The organism is Bacteroides mucinivorans (assembly GCF_034654355.2).
Lineage (GTDB): Bacteria > Bacteroidota > Bacteroidia > Bacteroidales > Bacteroidaceae > Bacteroides > Bacteroides nordii.
This window is the reverse complement of the sequence record NZ_CP178179.1, coordinates 5,007,726-5,027,305: the sequence shown is the minus strand read 5'-3', so window position 1 is coordinate 5,027,305 and position 19,580 is coordinate 5,007,726. Positions and strand designations below refer to the sequence as shown.

Genomic DNA, 19,580 nt, shown 5'->3' with positions numbered 1-19,580 from the left:
ATTTGATTATGAAAAAAATATATAAATCAATTTTCCTTGGCGGTTTATTGGGAGTCACTTCTTTATCTATTGGAAGCTGCGGAGACGCTTTTGATTATCCTGATTGGCAAGTTATTGACGAAAAGCAGAATGGAACTTCAGGAGATGATGGAATTGACAAAGGGGATGTTTCCGATGAAATATTGGAAGGTGAGTTGCGTCAGGCAATGGAATATGTTATTGACTTTAGAGAGCATAAATATCAATATCAGCGCAACACCAATATAGATGTATTTGCAGGCTATTGTACGGTGTCAAAAAGTAAATTCGACTTTGGACAACCTTTATACCATACATATGATTATCCGAATGGCTATTATGGTGGTCCTCTTGGTGAGAGCCAGAAATTATTTCCTCAGTTATACCATGCTTATTTCTTTGGTGAAAGTCATGGGAAACCAGAATGGAAAGCGATAGCTCAAATTTTATATGCATACAGTATGCACGAACTGGTTGATTTCTTTGGTGCGATTCCATATAATGATTACCGTAATTTGAAAGAGACTAATCCGCTTGAATATATATCATGTGAAGAGACGTATAAGGCCATTTTTAGTGATTTGAATGAAGCGATTACGATATTGAAAGAAAGTAAACCTTCTGCTGAGATGTTGAAACGTGTGGAAGGGGAAAAAAATGGTTATTCTAAAGGAGATTGGAAGAATTGGGTAAGATTGGCCAATTCAATACGGTTCAGGATGGCATTGAACATGGTTAAGGTCAATCCTGGAGAAGCACAGACTATTGCAGAAAGTGCTGTTACTGACGAACTGGGTTTGATTACTGAAGATTTTGGATTACCTGTAGATGATGGCAATACTTATCAGCATCCGTTACATAAAATTAGTTCGGAGTGGGAAGATTCGCGCTTGGGAGCTTCTTTAGAGAACATTATGAAGCGTTACAATAATCCGTTATTGGAAGTATGGTTTTCTAAAAACGGAGCAGTTATTAACTCTAAAACAACAGGAAAGAAAGTTTTGGATGTTGCAAAAGAGTGTGTAGGGATGCGACAAGGATGTTCTGTTGATCCTGCTCCGGCAGAAAATGGATATAAAGCATATTCAAAATTCCAGGTTAAATATATGCCGCGTAATTTTTTCAAAGTGACTGAAATTTATTTTTTACTCGCTGAAGCTAAGTTGAGAAATTGGAACGTAGGAGGTACCAGTGCTAAGGACTTTTATGAGAAAGGTATTAGGCAAGTCTTTGCAGAGAACGGATTGGCAGGTGAGGCCGATGCTTATCTTAAACAGACGTCTGCCAACACAAAAATTATTTATAAGGATTATTATCAGCCTGAATTTAGTGAAACTGATCAGACCCGTGGTGTTCAGGTTGGAGTAAAATGGGATGAGAGTGATTCTGATGAAGTGAAGTTGGAGAAAATCATTACTCAGAAATACATTGCTAACTTCCCCCAATCTGCTGAAGCATGGACTACATTCCGCCGTACAGGATATCCCCGATTATTTCCGGTTGTTGCAGAAGTAAACGGAGTCCCGAGGAATTGGCCGGATCAGTCATTTGATAATGAATTGCAGATACGTCGTATACCGTTTGGAGAAAGTACTTCAAATGAACAAGTGAATATTCCGTACATTGAAGCTGCACTTGGAGGAGCTAATACTGCTGGAACACGTGTGTGGTGGGATATACAAACAGAAGGACGGGATAAGAATAATCGTATCATCCCGAAAAATTTCTAATTGCTAACTGTTAATTAAAAGATTTTATGATGACTAAGAAATTTGTGTTTTATAATATATTGACGTTGTTCGTTGCCTGCTTAAGTTTGATAGGCTGTAAAGACGACGATGTGGCATATGTCAGGATGTCAAAGACTACGGTAACATTGCACCCGAATGACTCTTATCAGTTCCAGGTACTTGCTGATGGTGGAGAGACTTTCTCCGGATCAGTAGTTTGGACTATAGTAGAAGAGACACCGGAAGAAGGCGTTGAGGGAAATGTGATTACGATGGATGAAGAAGGTGTAGTTACAGGACGCCAAAAAGGAGAGGCAAAGATTAAAGCAACTCTTCAAGACGGACGTTATTTATTGGCTGTTGTGTCGGTGACAGATCGTAATGGACCGAACAATCCGGAATTCTCTTTTGAACAGGAAGCGTATTATATCAATCCAAGTACTATTTCTGATTCGTTGGTGCTAAATATCGATCCCGACTTAATGAAACTTTATCCATTGGAATTTATTTCTTCAGATGAATCTGTTTTGTTGGTAGATAATGTAAGTAAGTTACAAGAAACAACTCAGGAAGGTACTTATAAATTAGGTATTCATCCGCAAAATATTCAACAAGATGAGCCTGTGGTCGTAACTGCCAAGCTGGGAAATGCCACTATAGAATGTAAGGTGTATGTAAAAGTGAAGTTGTATTTGTCGTTGGCAGATTTCACCGGTGCGGATATTACGGAAATAGATCAAAGCAGCTTTAAGTTTACTATTAATAATGATAAGAAAGGAAAAGATACGATTGTTGTATATTATCGGGCATATCCGGATGATGATAAGACTATTGCGGATTTAGATTTTAAAGTAACCACCTCAGGTGAAGGTCTGGTTGTGAATAAGTACGAAATGAATCCGGAAAAAAAGAATGAATTTCTCGTTGTAGTGACTTCCGGAGGAGTGCCGGGAAATGCTGTGGTAACTGTGGAAGCAGAAGGACGGAAGGTGACGGCAAATTGCGAAGTATATGATAAAAATGACTATTACGTAGAGTCTGTGGCGATGCTTACTGAGCAATATACAATTGAAGATGTGCTTTTTTATGATTTGCTTTCCGAAGTTGAGGTGGCACCTTTCGGTATTACAGACTACTGGCCTATTGAGTGGAGATCATCTGATGAGAGTATTGCAACAGTAGGAAATGATGGTCATGTTGTGTTCAAGTCGCCGGGTGCAGTGGATATTATTGCTACGGCAAGAGATAAGAGTGCTAAATGCCGTTTTACAGTTTTGTTAAAGGTTTCTTCTATTGAATTTAGTAATAGTGTTGCCAGTTCTTACTACGTGGGTGAATCTGCCAAATTTACAACTACAATTAAGGCAAATGTAAGTTCTGTTCCGGATAATAAGATTGTTTGGGCTTCTTCTAATGTGCAGATTGCCACTGTTGATGATAAGGGAGTGGTAAGTACGGTTGGCGCTGGAAATGCTACTATTACGGCTACAATAACTGATGATAAGGGCAATACAGTGAAAGCTAAGAAAACGATTGAGGTGATAGATGCTGCCGACATTGAAATTTATAATGTATCTCTTGGCAATAAATTTGTATATTATCAGGAAACGAAAAGCAAACTTGATGTTTATATTGATGAAGAGCTGGCTGTTGAAAACTATACAAATTATTTGAGTTTCACTTTTGACCGGGCTATAAATCTATCACAGGATCATACCTATACGATCGGAAAAGACTTGTCTGGACAAGTACTTTATAATGCAACTGGGGCAACTGTCAATTTATTAAGCGGTACATTAAAAATCGAAGGAGGTAAGTTGATATTTAACCTTAAAGTTGGAATTCCAAGTAAACAGGCTACTATTAGCGGCATTGTTAACATATAATTTATTTTTAATATCTTTTTTGTTCCGGGGTACTTTTGCTCCGGAACGTAATCTAATTATTTTATATTTATGGAAAAAATCAGACATTATTGTGTGGGGGCCTGCCTATTGATGAGTGGTGCAGCGTTCGCCCAAGTTCCATCACATCCGATGTATGTGAATGAGAGCAAGAGTGTTCCTTTTTATGAAGCCTATTCCAATTGGCAACCGGGGAGTCCTTTATTTTCGGATGCTGCTGAAGATGAAGAATTCTTTATTTCTCGCGTGAAACCGAAAGAACGTTTCGAAAACTCTGCTACACAGGTTGATCCGAATATGACTCCGGATAGAAAATTGTTGTGGTGGTGTCCAATCGGTACAGCTGATGGTGGCGGATGGAAATCACTTCCTTCTTATTTCTTTGATTCGGAAGTGTTCAGTATGTGGAGTTATGTGGATATCTATGGTAACTGGACTGCTCCTATGATTCGTATGGCTGGTGCTTTTACCGATGTTTGTCACAAGAATGGTGTGAGGACATCTACATTGGCTTCTGTGCCTTGGGCTTCAACGATTACTGCTACCGATAAAGGACACGGACAGACCATGAAAGCCATGATTGATGGTGGCGCAGATAAACTGTTGAAATTTTTGCGCTATTATGGTATTGATGGTATTGGCTATAATTCGGAATTTAGTATGGGTAGTGGTCTGACTGCTGATGGATTAAAAACATTATTGTCTCAAAGTTTTGCAAAACGTGAAGAAGCTAACTGGCCTTCTTTTACCAATGCTTGGTATTCTTTGATGGCCAGTGGAGGTTCTTTAGGTGGTACAGACGCCCTTAGTTCATCAAATAAAGATTGGTTTCACTGGAACGGCAATCCTACATCTGATGCGTATTTTATGAATTATAATTGGGGTGCAGCAGGTTTGTCTACTTCTCAGTCTACAGCTAAAAGTTTTGAAGGACGTTCTTCTTACGATGTATATGGAGGTATGGATTTCCAAGGTAGATCTGTAGCCGACTGGAATGCTTTAAAAGACGCCGAAATTTCTGTTGGTATTTGGGGAGCTCACAATATGAATATGATTTTTGAAGGTAGAGGCGAATTGGGTTCCAGTCCGTTGACCAAACAAAGAACATATCAGCAGATAAGTGAGAATGTGTTTACAGGCTCTACTTATAATCCGGTAAATAATTTAGCTATTAAAAATATTCTTAGACATTCTACCACTGCAACAGATTTCCATGGATTCTCTAAATTCATTACAGCTCGTAGTGTATTAGGGTCTGATAATTTAGCTGCAGAACCTTTTGTTACCTATTTTAATTTGGGAAATGGAACTTTCTTTAAAGTAAATGGTGAGACTACATTCAATAATGAATGGTACAACATCGGTATTCAAGACTATTTGCCTACTTGGAGATGGTGGTTTACTTCCAGCTTTATGGGGAGAGATCCTGAAAAAGATGTACCGACTAAAGGGTTGAAAGCTGAGTTTACTTGGGATGATGCCTGGTTTGGTGGTTCATGTCTTTCTGTTTCAGGAGAGACAGATACTGAATATCTGCATCTGTTTAAAACAAAATATTCGTTGAAAAGCGGTGATGTATTGACTGTGCGTTATAAAGTGCTAAGCGGTACAGGTTCAATGGCTGTAGCTTGTTCGGCAGAAGGAGCTGAACAAACAGAAGTTTCTGCTGCTGTTGCCAATAATATTTCTTCGAGCAAGGAATGGATTGAGAAAACAATTAAAGTAGGTACACTGCCTACTAATTTGAGATTGAATGATAAAACACTTGCTATGCTTGCTTTGAGATTTACGGATACATCAGCCGATTTTAAGGTATTGATTGGAGAGATCTCATTGACCCGTTCTGCGGCTGTAACTCCGAATCAACCGACTATTACTGGTGAAAAACTGTTGACTACCAATTATAAAGGATTAGATTTCAAGGTATTCTTCAAAATGAAAGACCGTGATGCTGCTCATCCTGAAGCACCTGTTTATAACGACGATGTGAATACTTGGTTCTATAAGATTTATATGCAGCAGGAGGGTGGAGAGCCTGTAATGTGTACGGCTACTACTTCATGGGCTGCTTATGTAGTGAGTGCTCCGTTTGATGTAGCTGGTGCTAAGAAAGTAAAAATTGGAGTTTCAGCAGTTGCTTTAGATGGTAAGAGCGAATCAGGAATAGCATGGACCGAATGGTTGAATACTCCCGAAAATGAAACAGTAGAAGGGCTCGAAATAGACAAACCGGTTATTAAGGCCAATGAGCAGTTTACCATTAGATATATTGACCCGACTCATGCTCCGGCTGATAAATGGGAAATACTGAATGCTCAGACAGGTGCTGTCGAAAAAAGTTTCCCGAGCTCTATCTCTCTTGAGACTTCTCTTTCTAATATCGGCATTTATGATCTTCGTGTTACTTCTGGAGAAAATGTACAGTTACATCAGGCTTTGATTCAGATTTCATCAGAAGAAGTGGGTGCTATGCCTGAAATTAAGACATTGACAGCCAATGATAGCGAAGATGCTATCTCAATATCAACAGGTGAAGAGGTAACATACAAATATACCGGACGTAATGCAGACGGATATGTTTCACGTGGTTTGAGATTAAATGAGATTGCTTTTGGAGTTCCTGCCGATCAGTTGAATTTTACCAGCCAATCACCGTTTACAATTGCTTTCTGGTTCAAACCGGCTGTATTCAACCATGTTAGTAACGGCACACATCTTTTGAATATACGTGCTGCCGAGGATCGCTGGCCTGATAGTGACTGGGGATGGCTTTGGACTCATATACGAACAGAAGATAATAAGTTAGACTTTAGCTTGAAGAAAAGGGAATCTGGTGCTGGTACAGAGACTAAAATTATTACAGAGGACTTTTCTTTTGTCCCCAATCAGTGGTATCATTTGGCTCTTGTAGTAGATTATAAAAACGGTCGTGATGTATCTTTATACGTTAATGGAAAATTGATTAATTCAGGCGGTGGTATAACGAATGTTAAGGACTGGAAGAATGCTTATACAATTATGGTTGGAGGTATTGCTGCCAACAGAGCAGGATTTGACGGCTATTTGGACGAATTCCAATTATACAACAAAGGTTTGACGGCAGATGAAGTGAAAAAATCAATGGAACATCTGACTACGATTCCTGAATCGTTGATTGGTTATTGGGACTTTGAAACGGAACCGAATGAAAATAATGAAATTTTCAGTACGGGAAGCAACAAGAACCTAAAAGGTTATATGACTGAAATTAAGACAGTTTCTCAAGGCGTTAATCAATATGTCCCGGTAGACATTACTTATGGAACCGGAGCCCCATTCATTTCTGGCAGTATCTTTAAGGTTGAGACTAAACCGACTTGGAAGTTGGAAGAGGCTCAGATAAAAGGTGCAGTAACCGGAACCGGTGAATCTGGTAATGTTGTTGCTGCTTATCCGTCAGAGGGAGAGTTTAATGCTACATTGACGTTAGAAAATGGTTGGGGATCAGTATCCAAAACTTATCGTTCGGTAACAGTAACGAAAGGTGTTGGTATTTCAGACAGTGAATTAGGCATAGCCTACAATGCTTATCCGAACCCATTTGTAAATGAGTTGAATGTTCGCTTTGCTAATGAAGGTACGTATTCTATAGAAGTATTTGATGCTACCGGAAAGATGATTGAAGCCAAAGAAACTACAGTTGCCAATGGTGGAGATATTCATTTGACAGTAAATGGTGCTGCTGGTATCTATTTCATTAATATCAAACAGGATGCTAAAATCTTGAAAGCACTGAAAGTGATTAAAAAATAATATAAGGACCTGACCTTGTATGGGTCTGTATTTAATAGGAGAGGAGTGTTGCTGATATATGATTTGGAAAAATCATGTATGGTTGCTCCTCTCTTTTTACTTTTTAATAATAAAAAAATCAATGAGTTAAAGCTATCCCTAATATAATGACGGGAGAGGTGTTCTTTTGAGGGCACTGAGAAATTTTTCTTGAATCATCGCTAATAAGATCGGCATATATCTATCGTTAAATTTAGATATATGTCGATTTTTTGTATCTCTAAAGTTTTTGTAGAAGCACATGGCGGCATGCAGACTGGGCAAAGGTAGTCGGTTTGTTATTCGGTTGAAAGCATGATACAGTTTGTTTCAATGTATTGAGAAAATAGTTTCAATGCATTGAGAATCTTTTCTCAATACGTTGAGAATTTCTTCTCTATATATTGAGAATTTTTTCTCAACGGCTTGAAACTCTTTGAAACTTATACTATTCTGTTTGTTCTAACTTAAAAAGTTACATATTATTCAAAGATAAAAGACTCGTTCCCTTTAATTTTTATTACTTTTGTAAAGTTTGATATCTTACTTAGTTACGAGTGAGGTATAATTATAGGATTGCCTTATGTTGTAACTTTCATGTTATGCTATTCTGTATCATAGGAATATTAGGAGGATATACTTATGATTGATGTCTGGGAGTGAAGCAAACTGCTTCTGTTATCGTTGTGATAGAGTTTCCTTATTTACTAATATTTAAAGCTATGAAAAAATATTTATTGATTTTGGTTTGTTTGTTGACACTGCAGGGCACAAGCTTTGTGATGTCCCGTGACATGAAAGGTGATTTAAATACATTAGAGGAATTTCGGTCAACTGCTTTGGAAGAGACAGATAAACCAGTCTTTATCTCCGTGACTGTAGATGCCATCACTCCAATTCCCGGATCAAATTTTTATAATCTTGACCTAACAGCCGAATTTCGTGGTGCTGAATCTCTTTATGCAGAACTCTATGAAGAGTTCAGCATTGTAATTAGATCGCGTTCTTATCAAGAACCGTACATCGTTCATCTTCACTTTGAAAATATTTACAAGGGTGGAAGAGTCTGGGTCGTTTTAGAATTAAAGAACAATGTGGGAACAACGTCTTATACAGTTGAAATTCCCAATCAGATGAAACCTGATTCCATAGAAGAAGTAACAATGGAATCAAGTATTTCACAGGTTGAAGTAAGGGATATGCAAGGAAGGCTTGTTCTTCACACTGAAAATTATGAGAATATTAATCGTCTATCGAGAGGAATGTATATCGTAACGATTACCTATTCAGATGGAAAAGTAGTAACGAGGAAGATTTGTCGATGAGGACATTTATTGTTCTGGTACTGAATATTGTTTATTTCTTCTAATATTTAAAACTATGAAAAAATGTTTGTTAGTTTTGGTTGGTTTGTTGACACTACAGAGTATAGGTTTAACTATGGCTCAGCAAGATACAATTTTAGTATTCGAAGGACATATGAATACTACTCCGTGGGGATCGCAAATCATGAAACCTTGTTTGCCTCGAACAGAACGTTTGAGTAGTGATTTTGGAGGAGTGATTAAAGTAATATGTGGAGCCGGAATAGATGATGAAATGCAGCATTGTATAAAGGCCGCCGCACTACTCTGGGAAGAAAAGTTATATATTCCTGAAAATGTAGTTTTGAAGTTTGAGAAAAAAGAGTTGGGAGCAGAAGCTGCCGATTTTCAGGCTCAGGTGAGATATACTTCATTCCCCGATGCGAAAATAACATATCCCAACAGTTACTACCAGAATTTCTTAACTGATGACGAACGTGTATATGACGAGGATGCTATTATCCTGATTAATGAAGACACGGATTGGGAGTATAGTTTTAACGGAAAGGCTGTGGATAAGAAGAATTTCACAACAGCCATGTTACGTGCCATTGCCATCTCGTTAGGCTTTGGTTCATCGGTTGTAAATGATGTGTCACATGGCATTATTTTCTCTATAGAGGGATGTTTCTCTCCTTTTGATAATCTGATTGTTGACTCCAATAATGTCCGTCTGAATGAAATGCCGAATAATGGAGTTGCAAGCCAGGAACTTTCTTCATTTGTGTCGGAAGAGCGTGTTTATTGTAAAACGTCTGCTAATGAAAGCTTCAGGTTGTATACTTCTCGCAGGTTCCAACGTTATAATTACTTGAATTATCTATATTTTGATGGTGACTTGATGTCATACAATACCAGGACAGGAGATAAGATTCAGCAAATAGATGAGATCGTATTGGGAGTTCTCAGAACAATTGGCTGGAAAGAACCTGAAAGCGACTTAAAAATAATAGCGGAAGGCATTGATGATACGGGTATTGCTTCTTCTTCTCAAAGCTATAATTTTTATGCCGAAACCACTTCGGGGAGTATAACGAATTATGCGTGGAAGTATGAGCTGCTGGATAACGAAATGAATTTTGTCACTATCAAAACAGGAGATTCTTCTGATTTCAGTATAGATGAGATAGATGATGTAACGAAGTATAATAAGAATATTAATGCAGATATTAAGGGTAAGATCAGTTTGACTGCTACTACTGCCGATGGGAAAAAGAAGTCTGAAACATTCTATGTGTATTTTGCTACTGAACCTACTTTTGTATCGGTAAAAGTAGATGCTATAACTCCGAATCCCGGGACAAACTTTTATAGTCTTGATGTAGTAGCATTTTACACGGGTGCTGATTATCTGTATGTTGAACAATCTGAAGAGTTTGGTATCCTTGTTAATTCTCACTCCTACGACGAGTTGTATAGTATTAAATTGCATTTTGAATATATTCATAAGGACGGAAAGGCCTGGGTTGATCTGGAATTAAAAAATAAAATAGGAAAAGCGCATTATACGGTAGAAATTCCAAGCCAGATGAATCCCGATCCGATCATAGAGGTCACAGCAGAATCAAGCATTTTACAAGTTGAAGTAAGGGATATACAAGGAAGGCCTCTCCTTCAAACAGAAAATTATGAGGATGTTAATCATCTATCGAGAGGAGTCTATATCATGACAATTACCTATTCAGATGGAAAAGTAGTAACGAAGAAGATCTGTCCGTAAGACCTTCACTTTTAATCCTTTTTGTGAATGAAATATAATTGCATTTTCTTTTTTTCTTTTCTCATTGCAGTTTTCGTTGCTTGTTCCTCTGCACCAGAAGAGGTCATAGTAACTCTTCGGCAAGCGGAGCAGTGTATGGAAGTATACCCTGATAGTGCATTAAATCTATTAAGGAAAATATCTTATCCCGATAAGTTGTCAGGTCAGGAACGTGCAGATTATGTGTTGTTACTGACTCAGGCACGTGATAAGAATTATATGGATTTGTCTGCTGACTCTTCTATTACTTTTGCCATAGATTATTTCAAGAAGAAAAAGGATAAAAGTAAATATGGTAAAGCATTGTACTATTATGGACGTGTACTTCAAGGAAAACGGGAAACTACGCGGGCTATGAAAGTCTATTGGGAAGTCCGGCGAGTTTTGAAGGATACGAAAGAGTATAAGATAATGGGATTGATGTTTACAGATATGTCAGTTTTAAATAAAGAACAATCATTCTATAATGAGGCTATTTATTGTTGTCGTCAAGCTATTTCTTATTATTACCAGGCAAAAGATACATTAGGGGCAGCCTATACTTATCAAATGATGGCACGTTCTTTTTTCTTAAAACAGGAGATGGATAGTGTCTATCAATATACAATGACGAGTTTGCACTTACTAACAAATAATCCAATTCGGTTGAAAATTAGTGCTTTTAAAATACTTGGAAAAATGTATTGTTTTGAAAAACAATATTCCAGAGCTGAAGAAATTTTTCTGAGGATTCTCGATGAAGAACCTAATAAAGATAGACTTGTACTTCATTATATGTCCTTAGGGCGTTTATATCAATTAATGGGACATAAACAAGATGCAACGAAGTATTTAAAACTTTGTTTGAATAGTGATAATCTATTTACTGCTTCCGAAGCTTATGGGTGTTTGGCAGAGTTGGCTAAGGCAGATCATGATTATCAACATGCTCTTATTTTGAAAGAACGGTCAGATTCTTTATTATATATGGCTGAAAATGATAGAAAGCGAGAAGCGTTGGTACAGCTTCAGGCTAAATACCAAAAGGAAGAATTTGAAACCGAAGTGTTACGGGGTAAATTAGAGAAGAGGGTCTTACATATTATTTATCTGATTGTTGTGATTTTATTTTCCGGGATAGTGTATTTTTTCTATGTTAGATATGGGCGTGTAAAATTAGAAGTAATACAAACCAGAAAAGTAATAGAAAAGAATAATAAGAAAATAATCTTTTTTCAGAATGAAATTGAAATGTATAAGCAACAGCGGGGGGAAACGAATGCCCATGTTGATTGTGAAGTAAAAGAATTATCCCGAAAAATAGAAGTGTTGACTACAGAAAATGAAGAGTTACGTAATAAAATGGATATTACCATATTGGTTAAGATGTTAAAGAATGGGGAGGTACTTGTAGAAAAATTAACACCTAAGGAGTGGGATAAAATATTTAATTTAGTGAATTGTCTTTGTAATGATTCTCTAATCAAATTGAAGAGTGAATATAATCAATTAACCAAACATGATATTAAACTTCTAACATTTCTGTTTTTAGGATTTACGACTAAAGAATTAATGATTCTTTTTGATAGTAAAGATGAACATACAATATTTAAAGCAAAATCGCGCTTAAAGGAGCGTTTAGAATTAGTAAAAGAAGATTCAATAGAAACTTTTTTGCAAAAATATCGAAATCATAAGTCTAAATAGTCCACCTGTATTAGAATGTTTTCTTTTTATGTTATTGATTAATAGATGTGTATAGTCCGTTTTTTAGTCCATGTCTTATTTTTTGTTTGTTGAAACCAATTTTCTACTTTTGTACAACAAAAACATGAAAAAAAGCAAAAGATGAAAGCACGAATTATTCTATTTTTATTAGTTTGTTTTAGTTGTACAATTATTGCACAAGAGAATGATGGTGGGTTTATCTCATTATGGGAGCAAATTTCTTTTTCTGGACATTGGAAAGGTGATGATGATATAGATAAAGACAATCGTTCTGTACCTTTTATACCTGTAACTGCATCTTTGGAAAATTCCATTATTTCTCTCGAGTTTCTGGAAGCAGCAGGCGATGTCTCGATAGCTATTTCCAAAGCTAATCAGACTATATATTCTCATTCTCTTCTGATTAATAATCCCGAGAAATATAGCATTTCTGTTGAGGCTTACTCTTCTGGAGTCTATTTGTTAGAACTAACAAATTCGTATGGAGGACATATTTATGGATCATTTGAAGTGAAGTAAATAATTCTTTTTTAGGAAAGTTATTGTTTTTCAGATATACATATTATAAGATAAAGCTTTATGAAAAAACATTTTTATTTACTTATTTCTGTATTACTTATATTTGTTGAGTTATTAAATGCACAACAAACAGAGGTATTTACTTTTTTTGATAAGTTTGCTGTTGGTACTGATCCTAATACAGTAGAAACTATTTTACCTAAGTCTGAAAGACTTAGTAGTGAACGTAGGGGCAAGATTATTGCTAATACATCATCAAATATGCCAGATAGTATGCGGATCTGCATTGACGTGGCTGTTAGTAATTGGCAAAGCTATTTGGATAATAATGCAACGATTGTTCTGTATTTCGAATATGAGGATATTGCTGAAGACTATGATATTGGTACTGACGTCCTATATTGGACTGATAAGGAAAATAAGACTTTTTATCCTCAATGTTTGGCTAAGTATTTGGGACTGAGTGTCAATGTGGATGATTTAGATGCTACTATACATATTAATAAATATACAACATGGGATTGTGGTTATAGTAATAAAATCAAACCCGGAACTAATAATCTTACTTATGCTATATTTAGAAGTATAGCACATGTAATAGGCTTTGGGTCAAGTGTAAGAGACAGGGGAGGATCACGAGGAATTACATTTTATTCTACTGATGGGTATTCTATTTTTGATAAGTTGATTTTTACTCCAACTAAAAGGTTAGAGGATGTTCCTAATACCAAAAGAGAGAATCAAGAGTTAAAAGATTTCTGTTTGTCTAATTCCGGGGCGGTTTATGCATTAAAAAATGATGCTGCATATCAACTTTACGCTCCTTCGACAGGCTTTGAACCATATCGCTCTTTGCAATATTTTAGCGATAAGAATTCTTTAATGTCTTATGATTTACAAAGTGGAGAGAAATTTTTGCGAGTTGACGATCGGACGTTGGAGGTACTACATGCTATTGGATGGAATATACGGGAACAATCTCATATTAAAATAGTTGGTCAAAATCTAAGTGATAATGGAATTGCTTCAGCTTATGAAAGTAATAACTTTAAAGTGGAAAATTATTCAGGATATTCAATTAGTCAATCTCAATGGACTTATACTCTTCCCTTAAAAGATGGAGGTGAAGATGTAGTAGCTACATCTAATGCTGCTACTTTTACAATTCCGGCTGTTGAAGACATTAATAAGTATGCCATAAACGTCGATGGTGATATAAACGGTTTGATCACATTTAAATGTATAATTAATGGAGAGGAAACGATTGCTTTGTATAATATAACATTGGAACTGAAGCCTAAAATTATTTCTTATAGTGAAATTGTGAAGACTATAAATGAAACAAATACGACTTATAGTATTGATTTTGCAGTCCATTATGTCGGCAAAGATTATTTAAGTGTTGGAGTTAAAGAAGATTATTCTCCTTTTTTGGAGATAGAGATAGTTGAAGAACCTTATGTTGCACATGTGCATAGGAGTGGCATAAATACTTTTGATTATGCATGGGTTATTCTTAGTGTTGAAAATCAGTATGGAGAGGATGAGGTTATTATTACTTTGGAGAATTTAATTAGTAGCTCTTTTGCGGAATATAATTTGACAAAAAACTCACAAGTGTCTCGTGAGTTTATGAATGTTTCTTTTATAAAAGTATTCACGAAAGAAGGTAAGTATGTTATGCAAGTTAAGGAGATAGATAGTTTAAATAAACTTGATAAGGATATTTATATACTTCAATTTTATGATAGTAATAGTATCTGCTTCAAAACAATTAAATATATGAAGATGTAATGCGGTTAATTATTTTAATATTAATTGTGGTTTGTTCTTTTAACAATACCTATTCTCAGTCTAAAATTTACGGAAGTTTTAGAACAGGAGCTACTATTCAAAGAGATGGTGTTCTCTTCGAAGAAGATGTATGTACATTTTCTTTAAGTGATGGTAGTCTTTGTGGTAGATGGGTGCTTCAATTGGATAGTAAGGCGGGGGGGTATAATATAAAAGAGCAAGATGGACATTATGGATCTTTCTCTTTTTCAATAAAGGAATTGAATATACAAGATTTAAAGAGTGATATTGAATATGGTTTAAAACATTATGTTTTTGAAAATGATTCTTCTGTTTATTTTAAGGGAAATATTGTTTCTCAAGATATTGCAGGTAACGTTATCGATTGTTTTCCCATACGATTAAATTTGCTACCATCAATGCCGGTATTGAAAAATGCAACTTTAGAGTGCGACGGATTTGATTGGACATGGTACCAATTTACCAATCCAATATTGAACTTTTATTTTACTTCTTCACGTGAAAAAAAATATATTATTAAGTGGGGAGAAGAAGGAAATCCATATATTTCTACATCATACTATTACCCTAATGAGAAAGTCGAAATAGATGCAGGAGTTAAAAATATGTTTTTTGATGATATGATTATTGGCTGGGACGATTATTACATATTGAAAGCTGAGAATGATTATGGTTTCGTAACATCTCGGGATACGATACGGATGTATAAATGTGTGAATGATCCTGAACTATTGAAAGAATATGAGAAATGGGTGGAATTAGTGACATCTATAAATGTTCAGAGTGAGGATGTTATTAATGTATATTATGATACAATAGAACAAACTTTGTGTTTTAAGGGATTATTGGGTCTAAAAGAAATCATGATATTGAAACTTGACGGAACTATAGTAAAACAATTACAAACAGATACTCAGAGTATATACATTCCGGAATTTAAAAAGGGTATTTATATTGTTCATATTACAGTGAATAAGAGAGTTATTGCTCGGAAATTTTTAATCAACTAAAAAATAGTGTATGAAGAAAATGTTATTGATTTTGTTTTTGGGTTATGCTTTGTGTAGTTTTACCCAAACAACTACAAATACCACATATCCATACGTTCTTGATGAATATTTGGGAATTTGTTCGGATGTACCGGCTGTAAGGAGAATCGGAGGTGGCACGAAGTTCATAGTTACCTATGAAGGGGATTGGACTAATGAAATGAAAGGTGCATTTGAATACGCTTGTAAGATATGGGAGGAACAGACTCCAACCGCATTGCCGATAAGAATAACGGCAAAAGTTGGCAATATTTTTTCAAGTTCTAATCCATTGTCGGAGGTTACTGCTAAAGGAACTATAGATGATTACAATGAATTAGTTTTAAATACACGTATAAAAGGGGTGTATATGGGTGAAAGGTTTGGACCACAATTCTTAGATCCGAAATTTGCAAATGCAAAATGGATAGAGGGAGGAGATGGAACTATTACGTATAATAAAAATAGGATAGATGATTTCTCTTTTTCTTTGTATCCTCAGTCTACTGATAAATATGATTTTGTAACTATAGCACTCAGAGATATAGCACACTTTTTGGGATTTTGCAGCAAAAATTATGGTGATCCTATTAGAAAAACATTAGATTTTAGTGGAAAGACGTTGACTCCTTTCGAACAAATTATAGCAAACAGTGTAGGAACATCAGATGTATATGAAGCTTACAAAAAGGGTACTCAAGGTTCATTGGACATAAATATTGATTATGGTAACAAATTAAAATTATATGCACCTGATCCGTGGGTAAAAGGTGTGTCGTTGAATTATTTTATTCCGGATTCAACTAAAAGATTAACGGAAATATTATCTTATCAAATAGGGCGAGGTAGTGTAGTTCGTAATATATCAGATAATTATACGGATTTATTTAATTATGGGTTAAAGTGGGTACCTTTCAGAGCTGTAGGTGGCGGGGGAGGAAGTGGGGAATTATCTTCCTCAACAGGTGAGGTTATTCCATATCAAGGAGAAATAAAAATGAATAATTTAGGCAAGATGCAAGTCGTCAACTCACAAAATATTAATGAAGCTCCTTTGCTTTATGCTACTTTAGACGATAATGATAGAGAGGCAGCAAAGAGTTTTCTATATGAATATTGCCAACCATATCATCCCAATTTAAGTGTAGATGGTAGTACAGGTAAAGCCGGGTGGAATATTAGTTTTCTAAAAAAAGATGGTACATGGGATGTTTTATATGAACTACGTACTCCATATGAAATACCTTTACATGTTGATATGGCAAGTTTGGATTTTAAGAATGTGGATGACTATGCACGTACTTATGATGGATATTTAAGATGTAGGATATCACAGTATGGTTATGAACCATATTTTGATTATGTGATATTTTCCGGTCTATCCAAATACTATGTTTTAGACTTTCTACCTCAGAAGCCCAAAATGCAATTTGTGAAAATTATGCCTACTACTTACAGCTCTGTAGATGAATATGCCAGAACTATTAAAATTGCAATAAATGATTTAGAAGGCACTAATAAAATTATAGTAGAACAACTGGATGAAGGAGAAACCTATCCTCAAAAATATGAAATAAAAGATTTTAAAAAAGGTTATTTTACAGCAACTGTTGATAAAGAGTTCTCTTCACAATTTACTATAATTGCTTATAATGATAATGGAAGTGTTAAGAGTGAAATTTTAACAGTGTCAGCTTTAGAACCTCCAATGTTTCGGATGGATTTTTCTCTTTATGACAATTACATAAAGATTCATTCTACTAATATGAGGCTTAAAGAAAAACAGTTGATTCAGTCTTATAGTATTTATAAAGTAGATGATTTTTCTATGCAAAAAGATGTTACATTAGATACTGGTATGGAGAATAATGAAATTAATGTGAATGGTTTGAATAAAGGGTTTTACGTGTTATCTGTATGTGATATTTATAATAAAACTCATAATTTTAAATTTTTTAGGTAATAATATATAAGTTCTTGTAGATTCTTGAGGGAGATTTTATGTGAACGGAGAGTCATTGGAAGAAGAATATTCTTTTCAGTGACTCTTTAATTATAAATATTTTCAATCAATGTATTATTAAATGTTTGCAGATGTCATTTTAGAAAGAATAGTACATACGGCTGTACGTTTTGAACTAAAAAGGTAAAAGAATGAAAAAAAATAACTATTTTTGTGATACATGGAAGATGATGACAAAATGTGAATGGATGCGGGGGATCGACCGTTTTTTTCCAGTACTAAATTTTTAAAAGAGGAAATAGTGTATGAAAGCACGAATTATTATGCTGCTGTTAATTAGTCTTAGTTGTACTCTCTTTGCACAAAAGAACGATACGGAATCTTTGCCGATTAATAGCCGGTTTTCAGAGATATCGCTTGTTGGAAGAGAGATTCAAGAACAATCGGGCTTAAAGATTGTATGTGGAAGAATTGAAGAGGATGGATTTGCTTCTGCTTATGAAAGTTATAGCTTTTAAGTAATAAAACAAAGTAGTTCATTTTAATCTTTTGAAAATCAGCTATTAAAACTATTTGTTAAAAGGTACAGGTAACGATATAGTAGTGAAAGTCCAACTACCCATTGCGTTGTTTTGCATAATTTCAAATATCTCTCTAGACAAAGATAGGTAATGTTTTTGATGCTTACAAGTTAATCTGTACATTTTAGAGAAGGGTTGGCATTAATTGTCAGCCCATTTTTATCATATAATCTTCTTCATTTTGTCCTCCATTGATATCCTTTTTGAAGAGAATGATAGCTACTACTATTCTTCCTCCCACCTCAAAGAGGAAAAAACTAAAATTCACATGGAAAATCAAGCTAAAGTAATCGTCATTGAATGAAACAAACTTTGCGGCACTTGTCAAATCATACCGTAAATGTCTTTAGATGTTAAACTTTTTAATCTACATCTATACAGTCAAAGGGATAAGCCTGACTTTAAGATTTGCGATATTACAAATGACTCCCGAAGAAGTGGAGATACAACGACAGAAAGAATATATCTATTTCACGAGGCAGAAAGGAATAACTGTCTATGGAATCATCTACCTATTTTGGTTGAAAAATTATTTCTGTTGCGAAAAATAAGCATCAATTTTTTCTTTAAGGTCATGCAAGGATCCTTGTTGAGGTTGCGATTTCATCCATTCTTCAATATCAGACTTCACTACATTAACATAATTAATAACAGTAATCATTCCTGTGTTAAAATCGATTGTAGAATTAACTATACCTGTGCCTGTCGTAGCGATTAAGAATCCTGCACAATACATTGTATTGTCTGCATCAGAAGATAATAAGGATATGTGAAATGGCATCATTCTTTCATGAGACAAAATGCAGGCATACATTGCGATGATACCTAAAGGAGATGAAATAGCCACAAAGGTTTGTATATATTTTCTGATATCAAAATTATTATGGATATCATTAGGATCTATATCATTTGTCGCTTTTGAACCTTCGGATAATGAATGTATTAAAATTCTATCAGTTTTTGCTTCAACACGATTAATCGTGCTAATAATCTTAACAATATTAGCTTCCAAGCTGTCAGCACTTTCTGCATACGATTGACTTGCCCGTTGAACATCTTGGGCAGCTTTATTAAGTATCTCAATTTGCCCGTTAGACCTACTGTTCGTATAAAAAGAATAGACAATTGTTATAATAGCGAGAATTATCGAAATAATTGCAGAGGCCAAAGAGAAGAAATCTAAAACCTTTTCATTATCATAATAATAATGAGAATATATGGCTATTGAAACACTGAGGATAACACTTCCCCAAAATATGTATGAGATTGTACTTGTTGACTGCTTTGATTTTATCCGGAAGTAAGACAGTACACAACCCGCTAATGCTATCAGCGTAAGACAAATTATTGATATAATAATTATTGTTTCCATAATACATTGA

12 protein-coding genes are annotated in these 19,580 nt (G+C 35.2%); 11 read left to right on the top strand and 1 reads right to left on the bottom strand.

Annotation, left to right across the window (positions count from 1 at the left end):
* The first annotated feature begins 8 nt into the window (after positions 1 to 8).
* The 11 genes from VCM39_RS19140 (at position 9) to VCM39_RS19090 (ending at position 18,135) form a co-directional block, all read left to right on the top strand.
* Positions 9 to 1,748 (top strand): SusD/RagB family nutrient-binding outer membrane lipoprotein, encoded by a 1,740-nt coding sequence (locus VCM39_RS19140; protein WP_322933630.1) that lies wholly within the window; start codon positions 9 to 11, stop codon positions 1,746 to 1,748.
* 26 nt (positions 1,749 to 1,774) lie between these two features.
* Positions 1,775 to 3,634: an Ig-like domain-containing protein gene (locus VCM39_RS19135; protein WP_322933631.1), complete on the top strand. Its 1,860-nt coding sequence runs from the start codon at positions 1,775 to 1,777 to the stop codon at positions 3,632 to 3,634.
* Between the two features lie 69 nt (positions 3,635 to 3,703).
* A complete protein-coding gene (locus tag VCM39_RS19130; RefSeq protein WP_322933632.1) occupies positions 3,704 to 7,444 on the top strand; it encodes an endo-beta-N-acetylglucosaminidase in 3,741 nt (1,246 codons plus the stop codon).
* A gap of 740 nt (positions 7,445 to 8,184) precedes the next feature.
* On the top strand, positions 8,185 to 8,787 hold the full coding sequence (locus tag VCM39_RS19125; RefSeq protein WP_221650323.1) for a T9SS type A sorting domain-containing protein: 603 nt from the start codon (positions 8,185 to 8,187) through the stop codon (positions 8,785 to 8,787).
* A gap of 55 nt (positions 8,788 to 8,842) precedes the next feature.
* Complete coding sequence (locus tag VCM39_RS19120; protein WP_322933633.1) at positions 8,843 to 10,546, top strand: T9SS type A sorting domain-containing protein; 1,704 nt, start codon at positions 8,843 to 8,845, stop codon at positions 10,544 to 10,546.
* A 27-nt stretch (positions 10,547 to 10,573) separates the two neighbouring features.
* Positions 10,574 to 12,271, top strand: coding sequence for a hypothetical protein (locus VCM39_RS19115; RefSeq protein WP_322933634.1), 1,698 nt, complete (start codon positions 10,574 to 10,576; stop codon positions 12,269 to 12,271).
* Between the two features lie 141 nt (positions 12,272 to 12,412).
* Positions 12,413 to 12,811, top strand: a complete 399-nt coding sequence (locus tag VCM39_RS19110; RefSeq protein WP_322933635.1) for a DUF3244 domain-containing protein — start codon at positions 12,413 to 12,415, stop codon at positions 12,809 to 12,811.
* A gap of 60 nt (positions 12,812 to 12,871) precedes the next feature.
* Entirely contained in the window at positions 12,872 to 14,605 is a 1,734-nt protein-coding gene (locus VCM39_RS19105; protein WP_322933636.1) for a hypothetical protein, read from the top strand.
* A complete protein-coding gene (locus VCM39_RS19100) occupies positions 14,605 to 15,636 on the top strand; it encodes a T9SS type A sorting domain-containing protein (protein WP_322933637.1) in 1,032 nt (343 codons plus the stop codon). The genes VCM39_RS19105 and VCM39_RS19100 overlap by 1 nt, the downstream gene beginning before the upstream one ends.
* A 10-nt stretch (positions 15,637 to 15,646) precedes the next feature.
* Entirely contained in the window at positions 15,647 to 17,617 is a 1,971-nt protein-coding gene (locus VCM39_RS19095) for a hypothetical protein (RefSeq protein ID WP_322933638.1), read from the top strand.
* A 305-nt stretch (positions 17,618 to 17,922) separates the two neighbouring features.
* Complete coding sequence (locus VCM39_RS19090; RefSeq protein ID WP_322933639.1) at positions 17,923 to 18,135, top strand: hypothetical protein; 213 nt, start codon at positions 17,923 to 17,925, stop codon at positions 18,133 to 18,135.
* Positions 18,136 to 18,727: 592 nt separating this feature from the next.
* On the opposite strand, the gene VCM39_RS19085 is transcribed toward VCM39_RS19090, so the two are convergent.
* Positions 18,728 to 19,570, bottom strand: a complete 843-nt coding sequence (locus tag VCM39_RS19085; RefSeq protein ID WP_322933641.1) for a hypothetical protein — start codon at positions 19,568 to 19,570, stop codon at positions 18,728 to 18,730.
* Positions 19,571 to 19,580 lie beyond the last annotated feature (10 nt).

Coding starts and splice junctions, on each gene's coding strand:
- VCM39_RS19140 (WP_322933630.1), top strand. CDS start 9: ATGAAAAAAATATATAAATCAATTTTCCTTGGCGGTTTATTGGGAGTC.
- VCM39_RS19135 (WP_322933631.1), top strand. CDS start 1,775: ATGATGACTAAGAAATTTGTGTTTTATAATATATTGACGTTGTTCGTT.
- VCM39_RS19130 (WP_322933632.1), top strand. CDS start 3,704: ATGGAAAAAATCAGACATTATTGTGTGGGGGCCTGCCTATTGATGAGT.
- VCM39_RS19125 (WP_221650323.1), top strand. CDS start 8,185: ATGAAAAAATATTTATTGATTTTGGTTTGTTTGTTGACACTGCAGGGC.
- VCM39_RS19120 (WP_322933633.1), top strand. CDS start 8,843: ATGAAAAAATGTTTGTTAGTTTTGGTTGGTTTGTTGACACTACAGAGT.
- VCM39_RS19115 (WP_322933634.1), top strand. CDS start 10,574: ATGAAATATAATTGCATTTTCTTTTTTTCTTTTCTCATTGCAGTTTTC.
- VCM39_RS19110 (WP_322933635.1), top strand. CDS start 12,413: ATGAAAGCACGAATTATTCTATTTTTATTAGTTTGTTTTAGTTGTACA.
- VCM39_RS19105 (WP_322933636.1), top strand. CDS start 12,872: ATGAAAAAACATTTTTATTTACTTATTTCTGTATTACTTATATTTGTT.
- VCM39_RS19100 (WP_322933637.1), top strand. CDS start 14,605: ATGCGGTTAATTATTTTAATATTAATTGTGGTTTGTTCTTTTAACAAT.
- VCM39_RS19095 (WP_322933638.1), top strand. CDS start 15,647: ATGAAGAAAATGTTATTGATTTTGTTTTTGGGTTATGCTTTGTGTAGT.
- VCM39_RS19090 (WP_322933639.1), top strand. CDS start 17,923: ATGAAAGCACGAATTATTATGCTGCTGTTAATTAGTCTTAGTTGTACT.
- VCM39_RS19085 (WP_322933641.1), bottom strand. CDS start 19,570: ATGGAAACAATAATTATTATATCAATAATTTGTCTTACGCTGATAGCA.